The sequence below is a fragment of the Methanospirillum sp. genome (assembly GCF_035560735.1).
GTDB lineage: Archaea > Halobacteriota > Methanomicrobia > Methanomicrobiales > Methanospirillaceae > Methanospirillum.
Map to the genome: position 1 here is coordinate 1 of NZ_DATMYY010000084.1, position 11774 is coordinate 11774.

The window sequence follows — 11774 nt, forward strand, 5'->3', positions numbered from 1 at the left end:
ATATTATATTGCGAGCATAGAGGAGATCCTCAAAGAGAACCAGAAGGGGATGACAGTCTCTGAGCTCGCCCTTGATCTTCATATGTCCAGAAATACCGTTGGAAAATACCTGGAACTCATGTATCTCTCCGGTGTGGTCGATGTCAGAAATGTCGGAAAAGCGAAATTATACTTCCTAGCTCCCAGGGTTCCGGTCACCCGCGTGCTCAGTTACCTTTCAGATGCGGTGATCCAGACTGATGATCGATACCGGATAGTAAATATAAATTTATCTGCTCTCGATCTGCTTGGTTCTGATGAGGATGATCTCATCGGGAGGAACCTTCTGGATCTTCTGGGAATCCAGGGGTTGACTTCAGAGATGAGAGCACGAATCACAAATCCAGATCGTGATGTTGCATTCACCGATGAGATTCGTGTTCACGCAGATGCCAGGCCCAGACACCTGTGGATGACAGTCGCTGATATGGTGATGTATGACGGGGTGCTCGGGCATACGTTCATCCTTGAGGATATAACAGACTGGAAAGAAGCTGAACAAAAACGTCGGATTAGTGATTTTCTCTTTTTTACACTTGCTGAAGAGACCTGGGAGCAGGTCTGTATCTTTACTCCAGATTACACAATTCAGTATGCTAATCCCGGGTATACGGCTTCTGATGGAAGAGGGGATGAATTAGTCGGATCAAATCTCCTTGAACCTTTTGACAAACAGGCATCACAGATAATACGTGACTCAGTGGAGACAGTAACTGAAACATCTGCTTCGCATCGCCAGGTCTTCCCGGTTATGATAGATCAGCAGAATCCCAGATGGCTTGATCAAAGACTCTATCCGGTGCCCGATCAGTCCGGGAAAGTTGAACAGATCCTTGGTATAACCCGCGATATCACCGGTCTTCAGGAGGGTGGATCAGCATCTGCCCTTCTTTCAGTTCTTCTCTCATCGATAGCTGAAGGAGTCCTAACAGTTACTCTTCAGGGAACCATCCTCACATGGAACCAGGGTGCAGAGACCATTACAGGTTATCCTGCCGAAGAACTGCTCGGAGGATCCGCTCTTACCATCATCCCACCAGAACTGAACAGTGAACTGAACGTGATAGCCGATGCTGTCCGGGGGAAAACAGTTCGTGATATCAGATATACAATAAGAGCAAAAGGAGGGAGAAAAAAGAAAGTGATCCTCTCATCCGCCACAGTTCCGGATCACACCGGAGAAATCAGCATGGTTGTTCTCATCTGGCGGGAACCCTGAACCACCATTTTTCATTGGATCTTTTACGACTCACCCTCATCACAGGCACCGCACGAGGGAGTACCCCTGATAAGTGTGCAGATAGCACAGATTCGTGATGCAGGGTTTGTTACCTTTCCATCGCGCAGATCGTATGAAAGGGATGCAATAGCCTTTTTTACTTCGTCAGTGAACTCAATCCGGTAACCACGTTTGCCGGAGAGGTACTGTGATACCGCAGACGGTGCCATCTCCAGGATGGTGGCAACCTCCTTTTGTGAAAGACCAGTTGCAACCATCTCCGCTGCAATTGCTGCCCGAATGGCAGGAAGTGATTCCCAGACAATATCCTCGCAGGGGAGTTTCTCCATGTGAGTACACATGGACATTCCATTTAATAAGGATAATCACAGCGTGAATGGCAAATCTCAATCGAAGGTTTCATAACAAATCCTATAAATTCAACATTACGAGGTTTGAAAACGGTATGAACCGGTATCTGTATACTACAGTCCTTTTGATCCTGTACATCAGTACATGCTGGATCTGTTTCGCCGAGAGCAATGCTATTCCAATTGAGGTCAGAACACAGGAGCGCCCATTTGATCCGGGATATGAACCCCCATTTACTGTGGGCCCAATAGATCAACCGACTTCAGAACCTACCTTCACTGTTGAACCAACACGGATTGGGGGAGATTCAGGATTCTTATCAGTTGATTCTGATCCTCAGGGTGCAGATGTGTTTCTTGATGGCTCGAACCAGGGAGTAACCCCTGCCCTTATCAGACTTTTCTCAACGGGAACACCATCACACAATCTTCGGGTATCAAAGAGTGGATATCAGGACTGGACTGATCACATATCAGAAAACCCAGGACAAGGAGATACGATCTATCGGACTGCCTATCTTGTAAAGATTCAACCAACCATCACAGTTGAACCTACCAGCATAGGAGGGGACTCGGGTTTTTTTAAGATCGATTCAGTCCCCCAGGGTGCAGACGCATATGTTGACACTGATTATTATGGAAGTACGCCTGTCCTGGTTAAGATCACGACTACAGCAACTCCATCCCATGACATACGTGTCACCATGAGTGGGTATCGTGATTACACAGAACATATCTCTTCAAATCCAGGAAAAGAACAGATTTACCCAATACTGGCCACACTTGTACCCCTGGCCCAATATGGTAGTATTTATGTTAGCTCTGACCCTTCAGGGGCCTTGGCTACTCTTGATGGAGGTACCCAGTACATGACTCCCTGCACGTTCAATCAGGTAACAACAGGGATGCACACGGTCACGGTAAGTAAAGAGGGATATAATCAATATACAACCCAGGTCCAGGTAAATGCCAACGCCCAGCCGAAGATATATGCCCCTCTTACAAGATACCAGAAAACTGGAACATTATTTGTTGATTCAGAACCACAAGGGGCTGATATCAAAGTTGATAACATATGGCAGGGTCAGACTCCCCAGCAGGTGGGTAACCTTGAAAGTGGATATCATACAGTGAAACTGCAATTATCAGGGTATCAGACAGTAAGCCAGCAGGTCCTTATTACAGCTGGGCAGCAGACAAGTATTAGACAATCCCTGGTAAAAACCCCGCCAGAGATTACTACAGGATCGGTGGCAGTTTCAAGCACTCCGCCAGGAGCTTTTGTTTCCTTAAATACTGATTACCAAGGCGTCACCCCGGTTTCAGGATCACTTGACCTGACTGATATCACACCAGGGGTGTACACGATAACACTCACTGCACCTCAACATGAGACATATTCATCAACCATCACAGTGATTGCCGGACAGGTGACTCCTGTACAGGTTGAATTGAAATCACCAGTAATCCCTTCATCCCAGAACGGAACATTGAGCGTCAGCTCGTCTCCTGCAGGTGCTCAGGTCCTTCTCGACAATCTCTATATAGGGATAACCCCTCTGACACTCTCATCAGTAAAATCCGGCCAATATGGATTGACCCTGAAAATGGATGAGTACCAGGATTATATCAACCAGGTTCGCATTGAAGCAGGAATGTCCACAACCGCATCAGTGAACATGACCCCTGCGCAGAAACCAACAGCAACCCCGGTTCCAACCCAGTCTCCTTTGCCAGTAATTCTAGTACCTATAGGTCTGGGTGTTGGAGCACTCCTTCTCAGGCGCTTTAGGCAGACCTGACCATATCCTTCATTTTCCCATACCTCCTATGGATTAGGTATGATCAGAGGTTCTATCCTTCTCATCCTATTCGGAATGCTCATCATGCCGATCATGGCTGCTGAAGAGGAGCAGAACAGTTCTGAAAATTATCAGGTCAGGGAATATGCACTCATCTCATTTGATGACCCGATAACCACTGAAACCCAAGTAAACAACACAACAATACTGCAGAATACCAATGAGAAATCAGAGAATCAAACCCGCAGGGGTGGAGAACTCTCGGCACGAAAACTTTTCCAGTTAAAACAGGGGGCGCAGAGCGATTATAAGACGCTTCAGAATGAATCAGGCGATCCAAGCCTCGGCCTTTCCTCTACCGCTGCACAGAGTATCTCAATCCTGTGCAAACAGTGTGTACCCCAGAAATCAGGAACTTACTACTAATACCGGCCGTACAGTTTCAGAAATGGATGAGATTTAATCTCATTTCATTCCACGATGATATCATAGACCATATGGGATCTACCTGGTGAATAGGATCTGACAAACCGCTTTTGCATTGATTTGATCGGGATCTGGTGAAAAACTGGTGAATCTCCATCACCATCCTCTACAAGTGAGTAAAAATGTATCATACCACCAGGCCTACAAAGACGTGAAGCTGCTGGCAGGAACCTTTCAGCCATGAGTGGAAGATTCATGATCACCCTGTCAAATCGTCTTCCATAAACTTCAGGCAAATTAGCAGCATCTCCAAGGACAGGGATGATATTTGAGGCACGATTACGGGCAATGTTTTCGATGAGAAGGGAGACAGCATCAGGATTGAGATCGCATGCCCAGACTGTACCAGCTTTTTCAGCAATCATGACAGCAAAGGGACCTACACCTGCAAACATATCAAGAACTTCCTCTCCTTGATTCATCATTGTCACAATCCGCTGGCGCTCTGAAGCAAGCCGTGCAGAAAAGTATGCCTTTTCCAGATCTATCCGAAATGTTTTGCCGTATTCGGTGTGGATCGTGGACGTTGTCTCATCACCTGCAAGAACGCGAAAACGCCTGGTCCTGAACTCACCTTCCACTGCACTTTCTGCAATAAGAGCAGTATGGACGGACGGACGCTCGACAAGAACAGCAGCAGCACCAATAGGATCATCTTCAGCAAGGATAGCTATCCCTCCTATCAGTTCATGCCTTGGAAGGGGAACACGCTGATGAAGTTCTTCAAACTCTGCCATGACCGATCCTGAACACTCATGGATGACCGGAAAGAGTAGTTCATCGCCATCAGATCTAATCTTTAGGCTCTTATCAAGTGTTCTCTCTTCAAGAAGAGTCCTTCTTACCGTTTCAGCACCCTGCCGGTTCACCCGCAGACACCACTGCTGCTTCCCCATTCATCAGCTGTTATTGCACTTCGGGTACAAACAGGTATGCATGGACGATTACCTCCGCAGGATCCGGGACGGGTCTCTCAAACTCTATGCTCTTGAGAAGGAACTCCCCCCTGGCGAGGCGGTACAGGTTCGAAGACGATTTGTTGAGGAGGAGACCGGTATTTCCCTCCCCAGGATCGGAGACTGTTCAATAGATCTCGATTCAGTTGTGAAACGAAACTGCGAAAATATGATAGGAACAGTGCAGGTTCCAGTCGGTATTGCCGGGCCGGTTCTTATTTCAGGGGAGTATGCAAGTGGCAAGTATTTCCTTCCGCTTGCAACAACCGAGGGTGCACTCGTGGCATCAGTGAACCGGGGATGCGGTCTCATTACGGCAGCAGGAGGTGCAGAGGTGAGGATCCTCTCTGATGGTATGACCCGTGCACCGGTCTTTGCAACGGACAGTGTGGTTCACGCCAGAGAAGTTGTGGATTTTGTCAAGACTCATGAGGATGAGATCAGGCAGGCTGCTGAGGCCACCACCAGACATGGGAAGTTGACTGATATTCAGATCACTACGGCCGGGACTTCTGTGTTTATCAGATTTTGTTTCACTACCGGAGATGCAATGGGAATGAACATGGTCACCATCGCAAGCGAGAAAGCGGCTGAGTTGATCTGTCAGCAGACCGATGCACGGCTGGTGGCACTTTCAGGTAACTTCTGTACTGACAAGAAGCCGGCAGCAGTAAACGTCGTCCTTGGAAGAGGAAAGACAGTCTCCGCCGGGGTTAAACTTACCGATGATCAGATCAGAACCATCCTTAAGACCAACGCATCTTCACTTCTTGAAGTAAACACCCGTAAGAATCTGGTTGGTTCGGCCAGGGCTGGATCTCTTGGGTTCAATGCACATGCTGCAAACATCATCGCAGCCATTTTCATCGCATGTGGGCAGGATCCGGCCCATGTCGTTGAAGGATCGCTCTGTATAACCACCATCGATCAGGCACCGGATGGGGTGTATGTCTCAGTGACGCTTCCTGCTCTGCCGGTTGGCACCGTGGGAGGAGGGACAGGAGTTGCAACTCAGGCCGAATGCCTGAAGATTCTCGGTGTTTCCGGAGGAGGAGATCCACCAGGTTCACATGCAAAGAAACTTGCTGAGATTATTGCTGTCGGAGTACTGGCTGGTGAACTTTCGCTCCTTGGAGCACAGGCTGCCCAGCATCTTGCAAGAGCACACAAGGAACTAGGCAGATAAGCGGGTCCTCAACAACTTATTCAGGTAGTGCTCTCAACATTCTCCTGATGAAGAGCAGGCAGACCATGGGTCTTCAAATATTGAATATCACCTTAATCATCTCTCTCATTTTTATCCTGCTGGTTCTTTCTCCAGCATATGCAGATGACATTCCCGGTGTTATCGGCCAAAATGATAACTGGGATTTTGAGAATACTCCCACTGTTGGGATGGGGATATTTCCGGTGGTCACCCTAGAGCCTAAAGAGGATTCATCCCAATCCATTGAACCCGCAGGAGGGACTGCCGCACAAAAGATCCAGGTTACCATCTCACCATTTATCTCAACACTGAGTGGTAAGGAGACGAACCTGATCATTGGTTATATGAGTGGCGCGCAAGCAGGTAATACAGTCACAATAGAAGGGAAGGGATCAAATGATTCAGATTTCAAAGATCTTGCCACAATCACACCTGACGAAAACGGTATATTTGTCTGGTCGGTCCCGACTGCAAACAAGGACCTTATTCTCTTCAGAGTTACTGCCAAAAAAGGAGATAACCAGGTAATCTCAAAATTTATCAGATTCACATCTTCAAACAGCACAGAACCGGTAGTTAAACCAGTTGTGACCCAGAGGATCACACCGGTGCAGACCGTCATTCCGATGATAACCCGCAATCCTTCAACCCCTATCCCGACCCTCCTGGAAATCTCTGCCAACACCGCAATGCCCATTGTCGGTGACAAGGTTGTGATATCAGGCGTCCTTACAGATATGAATAATAACGGAATCAGCGGAGCAACGGTCACTATAGATGAGACTAGTTACCTAGGGGCATCTTCAACTGAACCGCTTGATACTACTCAGACAGGGGCTGATGGCAGTTTTCAATTCACTTTATTTGTGAAATACGTAAATATGACAGGACTTGTTGCAAAATATGCCGGCGATAGTAAACACCAGGAAACAGAGAGTAACATTCTCACATTCACTTCATATGCATAGAGAGGCTCATCCATTCACTCACCAAACAGTATCTATAAGAAATGCAGAATGACTCCTCCATTAACCTCACTATTACGTATTTTCAGATATGGTAAGCCAGAAATTGTCAATTTCCCTTCCAGTTATCGGAGATAAAAAATTCATGCAACAACATTTTAGATATTTTGTCTACGGGATGATTCTTGTTCTTCTCATCCTGAACGGACCAGTAGCGGCCCTGAATCCAGATGATATGGATCTTTCTGTAAAACCAGGCGACGATCTTTTCACGTACGCTAACGGGAACTGGATGGAGCGAAATCCCGTTCCTTCAGACCTGAGTTGGTATAGTTCTGTCACTGAAGTGCAGCAGTCGGTTGATGACCGGGTCAGGTCAATAATCGAAGATGCGGCAGAAAATCCAGGAAACGATGGGTATGAGAAACCTCTGGTTGGTACATTCTATACGACTGCAATTGATCAGGATCGTGCCGATCAAGTAGGAATGGAACCACTCCGGCCTGAACTGGAGAAGATAGCAAAAGCTAAAAACCGCGACGATATCAGGAATCTGACTACATACCTGATGGGTTTCGGTATTGCCCCCTTCTTCTCATTTTATGCAGATGAAGATCCTGGAAACAGCAGTATGCTGATTGCCACAATAGAGCAGAGTGGAACGTCCCTGCCTGACCGTGAATACTATTTCAGGAACGACACTGAGAGCGAGAGGGTAAGAGATGAGTTCAAAGGTCATATCGCACGGATGTTTGTACTTAATAATGAGACACCAGAACAGGCTGATATCGATGCTGCAAAGGTGATGCGAATAGAGACAAGACTCGCCAATGCTTCTGCCCCCTCCCACGGGTACGGAAAACCTGATCGAAGGTACTTCCCATGCCCTGTTCGACGTCTGTCCGAGGTGACTGACGGAATTGACTGGGATGGTCTTCTCATTTCTGTGAACAGGACAGATCTCTCGGTCATCGATATGTACCAGCCTCTGTATGTCCGTGAAGTTGGAAATATTCTCAAGGAGGAGCCAATTAATGACATCAAAAAGTTCCTGACCTTTAAGGTTCTGCAGTTTGCAGCCCCGTACAGCAGCCAGGCATATGAGAAGGAGAACTTCAACTTTAACAGTAAGGTCCTTTCAGGTCAGGAAGAGATGGAGCCGAGATGGAAGCGGGTTATCGGTACCATGGATTCCTTGATGGGCGGCGTCATCGGCAAACTCTACGTAGAGCAATATTTTACTCCAGAAGAGAAGGAACATGTCAAAGAGATCGTAGAGAATCTTAAGAGTACCATGAGATCCAGGCTTGCAAACCTGACCTGGATGGATCCTGAAACTCGTGAGAATGCAACAGAGAAACTCGATTCAATGGGGATTCAGATAGGGTACCCCGATCAATTTGGGAATTACAGAAATCTTGAGGTTTCGAACAGTTCATACCTTGAAAACGTTCTCAATATCACCTGCTACTACTACAGAGCAAGTCTGCAGATAGCTGACACACCATCAAACCCTGATACCTGGTACCTGTCACCACACTCAGTGAACGCTTACTACGATACGACCAGAAACAAGATCGTCCTGCCTGCAGGAGTTCTCCAGCCTCCTTTCTATGATCCATCAGTAGATGATGCCGAACATTACGGGGCTATCGGCTCTATCATCGGGCACGAACTAACTCATGGGTTTGATTCTCCACTCCGAAAATTCGTGAAGGACGGGAATGAAACCTTCCTTTGGAATGAAAATGATACCGCCCGATATGCCGAGGTTACAGCACCACTGGTTGCACAATTTGATCAGATGGAGACACTTCCAGATCTCTATCTGAACGGAACCCGGACACTGCCTGAAAATGCTGCAGATCTTGGTGGAATCGTTATTTCCTGGAATGCCTGGAAGAACACGCGAGCCGGAAATGAAACAACAGGAATATCTGATGCTAACTCATCCCCGAACCTGAATAATACAAATTCTCCATCCACATTTACTGATGAACAACGGTTTTTCCTTGCGTATGCCCAGGCCTGGAGGGGCACAATCAGGGATGAGGAACTTAGGAATATGGTGCTGATAGAAGAGCATCCCTGGAATAAGTACAGGGTAAACGCAATTCCATTTAACCTTGATGAATTCTATGCAGCATTCCCGCAGATAAGTCCGGGAGACAAATTGTATAGGAACGATACCGCCAGAGCAAGAGTCTGGTAATTTTTTTGAGAAGAACCGGGGGAATTATCCAATTGGGGAACCATCCTGGCCTACCATCTTCTAGACAAGGTAATCCCAACAAGGTTTTACAGGGAGTTCTCTTCATCATCGAAGAGAAATAGTTCATCGATTGAAGTATTGAGTACTTGAGAAATCTGACGGGCAAGCCTGAGTGAAGGATTATACTTGCCTTTCTCTAAAAAGACTATGGTTTCTCTCCGGACCCCGACCCGGGCAGCAAGGTCTGCCTGCGTATATCCAAAACGGGCACGAAATTCTTTTATCCGGGTATACATGTATTCTCCTTAGTAGACATCGCCCTTCATGTTGAAGTACCACTGAAAGATCATGCCACTTACCGGCATCAGAATGATAAGCAGGAGGCAGATTGATGCTCCATCAATTGAGATAACCTTTAAACCGGAAAGCCATCCAATACAGACGATAGTCAGGAATGTCAGGTACCATGAGTAAGAGATGCCATACGTTCCAATCCGCATACTTCGTTCATCCTGTATTCCAATGTCCCCGGTTCTCTCTTTCATCCTGACACCAAGCATGATGATTATCATTCCTGCAGCAATAAGTCCGGTTATCATCAATGGAGTGGGCATCCCATTACCGGGAAGACTTTTTATGAAAACTGTTACGAGCCCTGAAGCAACCAGAAGCAGACCAAATCCAATGACGCCATACTGAATCATCCTGTTTTTTCCGGTTTTGAGAGCGTAAATAACAAGAGTGATTGCAGCGATAAGACCGAGCCAGAGGAGGATATCGCCTGATTGATCTCCATTCGCTAGAGATACAAAAGAATAGGTGATTATAACTGCCGATACAAGAAGTCCGACTGAGGTAATGATTCGGCGATGGGTGAATGCAGATCGAGGAATGTTAGAAATTTCTCGCATAATGTGTGTTCGAGATCACAGGAGTTATATTTTTCTCACATGTCCCTTCAGGCTACCTGACCTATGATCATGAAAATATGGAAACCTGAATCCACCTGAGAAAAGAAAAGCATTCCAGGATTATCAGAGAACTTTCCACCGAATGAGGACAAACAACCCGATTGCAGACAAGCTGAGGGCAGTTCCCATGACAAAAATGAAGGCATGCGGTGCTTCCTGAAGGGGAAGGGGCACATTCATGCCATAAATACTGGCTATCATTGTCGGCAGCGCAATAAGAATTGTTACGCTGGTGAGGAGCTTCATCACCACATTGACATTATTGTTGATGATCGAGGCAAAGGTCCCGGTCATACCGGTGATGATGGATGTATAAATATTTGCCATTTCAAGTGCCTGTTTATTTTCAATTACCATCTCTTCATAGAGATCATGCTCCTCATCAGTCATGTCAAGCACACTTTGATATGAGAATTTCTCTACCATCAGGGAGTTTGACCGGAGTGATGTTGTGAAATACACCAGGCTTTTCTGTAGATTAAAAAGCCCGAGGAGCTGGTCATTGGTGGTTGAACGGTGGAGATTACGCTCAATGACGCCTGTCATCCGATTGATCTCCTTGAGATATCGCAGGAACCGGAGTGCAGTACGGTAACAGAGCTGCAGAACAAACCGGGTACGCTGCCTGGTATCATGATTTCTCACCCAACCTGACAAAAACTCCTCCATGACATCAACTTCAGTGAGAGTGACGGTGATGATGAGATCCTGGGTAAGAATAATGCCAATCGGCAATGTAATGTATGGAATTGCCGCTTCTTCGGGTTCTCGTCGTGCCGACCTGATAAGAATCAGGGTATTTCCCTCATCTACCTCAAACCTGGCCCGCTCATCAACATCAAGTGGGTCAGTAAGGAAATCAATGGGCATCCCAAACTGGCCAACAAGGTATGCTATCTCTTTTTCAGTCGGGTTGACAACTTTAACCCAGCATCCCGGCCTGAAGTCCTCTATCTCGGTGAGGCCATCGCTTGTGGTGATGTACTGGGTGATCATAAAAATGCCTGTACTGAGATCTCCGGGATGGGGTTAATAGTCATCTCATGTGCTCTCACCCGCAAATCAGACCTGAAATCAGAATAAGGTTTTAATTCATCAGAACCCAGATCCAAATCCATATTAACATAACGAAAACCCGGAAAAATTTCGCAATAGGTTCATGAACCTTGAAGATAAACAGTAACACATTCGATGGTGGGATGTACGAAGGAGCGTGGGCTGTCCGAGGTTATCGGATTCCTGATGATAGTTGCGTTGCTTAGTATACTATTCTCCATGTACCTGCTCTATGTAGTACCACTCCAGGGGAGAGATGCCGAAATTTCCCACATGGACTCAGTGAAAGATGAGTTTATGAACATAAAACTCGACATCGACAATCTTATTATAACCAATCGTCTCGATCTCCTCATTCAACGCATTATCCCTCTTGGAACTAAAACAAGTTCATCAGGAGGGTCATTTAGTTTTATCCCTCTTCAGTCATATTCTGGCTCATCGGGTACGCTAATAGTGGATAAAACGGTAGGTGGAGATACGATTAATA

12 protein-coding genes are annotated in these 11774 nt (G+C 46.6%); 7 read left to right on the plus strand and 5 right to left on the minus strand.

What is annotated here, in order from left to right; all coding sequences use genetic code 11:
* Positions 1-1258, plus strand: a 1258-nt coding sequence (locus tag VN429_RS02590; protein ID WP_325629478.1) for a PAS domain S-box protein, incomplete at its 5' end; no start/stop codon positions are given.
* Between the two features lie 23 nt (positions 1259-1281).
* Here the strand turns inward: VN429_RS02590 and VN429_RS02595 are convergent.
* On the minus strand, positions 1282-1608 hold the full coding sequence (locus VN429_RS02595; RefSeq protein ID WP_325629480.1) for a transcriptional regulator: 327 nt from the start codon (positions 1606-1608) through the stop codon (positions 1282-1284).
* Positions 1609-1724: 116 nt separating this feature from the next.
* On the opposite strand from VN429_RS02595, the gene VN429_RS02600 reads away from it, so the two are divergent.
* A complete protein-coding gene (locus VN429_RS02600) occupies positions 1725-3431 on the plus strand; it encodes a PEGA domain-containing protein (RefSeq protein WP_325629482.1) in 1707 nt (568 codons plus the stop codon).
* A gap of 39 nt (positions 3432-3470) precedes the next feature.
* A complete protein-coding gene (locus tag VN429_RS02605; RefSeq protein ID WP_325629484.1) occupies positions 3471-3857 on the plus strand; it encodes a hypothetical protein in 387 nt (128 codons plus the stop codon).
* Positions 3858-3901: 44 nt separating this feature from the next.
* Here the strand turns inward: VN429_RS02605 and VN429_RS02610 are convergent, their stop codons facing one another.
* Positions 3902-4813 (minus strand): class I SAM-dependent methyltransferase, encoded by a 912-nt coding sequence (locus VN429_RS02610; protein WP_325629486.1) that lies wholly within the window; start codon positions 4811-4813, stop codon positions 3902-3904.
* A 40-nt stretch (positions 4814-4853) separates the two neighbouring features.
* On the opposite strand from VN429_RS02610, the gene hmgA reads away from it, so the two are divergent.
* The 3 genes from hmgA (at position 4854) to VN429_RS02625 (ending at position 9257) form a co-directional block, all read left to right on the plus strand.
* Positions 4854-6059 (plus strand): hydroxymethylglutaryl-CoA reductase (NADPH), encoded by a 1206-nt coding sequence (gene hmgA / locus VN429_RS02615; RefSeq protein ID WP_325629488.1) that lies wholly within the window; start codon positions 4854-4856, stop codon positions 6057-6059.
* Between the two features lie 65 nt (positions 6060-6124).
* The gene (locus tag VN429_RS02620) at positions 6125-7048 is read left to right on the plus strand and encodes a carboxypeptidase-like regulatory domain-containing protein (protein ID WP_325629490.1); all 924 of its coding nucleotides are present in this window, start codon (positions 6125-6127) and stop codon (positions 7046-7048) included.
* A gap of 142 nt (positions 7049-7190) precedes the next feature.
* Complete coding sequence (locus VN429_RS02625; RefSeq protein WP_325629492.1) at positions 7191-9257, plus strand: M13 family metallopeptidase; 2067 nt, start codon at positions 7191-7193, stop codon at positions 9255-9257.
* An 86-nt stretch (positions 9258-9343) separates the two neighbouring features.
* Here VN429_RS02625 and VN429_RS02630 read toward each other — a convergent pair whose 3' ends face one another.
* From VN429_RS02630 to VN429_RS02640, 3 genes are all read right to left on the minus strand, one after another.
* Positions 9344-9553: a helix-turn-helix transcriptional regulator gene (locus tag VN429_RS02630; RefSeq protein ID WP_325629494.1), complete on the minus strand. Its 210-nt coding sequence runs from the start codon at positions 9551-9553 to the stop codon at positions 9344-9346.
* 9 nt (positions 9554-9562) lie between these two features.
* Positions 9563-10168, minus strand: coding sequence for a hypothetical protein (locus tag VN429_RS02635; RefSeq protein WP_325629496.1), 606 nt, complete (start codon positions 10166-10168; stop codon positions 9563-9565).
* A gap of 123 nt (positions 10169-10291) precedes the next feature.
* Positions 10292-11224 carry a magnesium transporter CorA family protein gene (locus VN429_RS02640; protein WP_325629498.1) on the minus strand — a complete coding sequence of 311 codons (933 nt, stop codon included), beginning with the start codon at positions 11222-11224 and terminating at the stop codon, positions 10292-10294.
* 246 nt (positions 11225-11470) lie between these two features.
* Here VN429_RS02640 and VN429_RS02645 point away from each other — a divergent pair.
* Positions 11471-11774: hypothetical protein (locus VN429_RS02645; RefSeq protein WP_325629500.1), on the plus strand; the 304-nt coding region annotated here is incomplete at its 3' end.

Excerpts from the sequence above, each read along its gene's own strand:
- VN429_RS02595 (WP_325629480.1), bottom strand. The coding sequence starts at position 1,608 with ATGGAGAAACTCCCCTGCGAGGATATTGTCTGGGAATCACTTCCTGCC.
- VN429_RS02600 (WP_325629482.1), top strand. The coding sequence starts at position 1,725 with ATGAACCGGTATCTGTATACTACAGTCCTTTTGATCCTGTACATCAGT.
- VN429_RS02605 (WP_325629484.1), top strand. The coding sequence starts at position 3,471 with ATGATCAGAGGTTCTATCCTTCTCATCCTATTCGGAATGCTCATCATG.
- VN429_RS02610 (WP_325629486.1), bottom strand. The coding sequence starts at position 4,813 with ATGGGGAAGCAGCAGTGGTGTCTGCGGGTGAACCGGCAGGGTGCTGAA.
- hmgA (WP_325629488.1), top strand. The coding sequence starts at position 4,854 with ATGGACGATTACCTCCGCAGGATCCGGGACGGGTCTCTCAAACTCTAT.
- VN429_RS02620 (WP_325629490.1), top strand. The coding sequence starts at position 6,125 with ATGGGTCTTCAAATATTGAATATCACCTTAATCATCTCTCTCATTTTT.
- VN429_RS02625 (WP_325629492.1), top strand. The coding sequence starts at position 7,191 with ATGCAACAACATTTTAGATATTTTGTCTACGGGATGATTCTTGTTCTT.
- VN429_RS02630 (WP_325629494.1), bottom strand. The coding sequence starts at position 9,553 with ATGTATACCCGGATAAAAGAATTTCGTGCCCGTTTTGGATATACGCAG.
- VN429_RS02635 (WP_325629496.1), bottom strand. The coding sequence starts at position 10,168 with ATGCGAGAAATTTCTAACATTCCTCGATCTGCATTCACCCATCGCCGA.
- VN429_RS02640 (WP_325629498.1), bottom strand. The coding sequence starts at position 11,224 with ATGATCACCCAGTACATCACCACAAGCGATGGCCTCACCGAGATAGAG.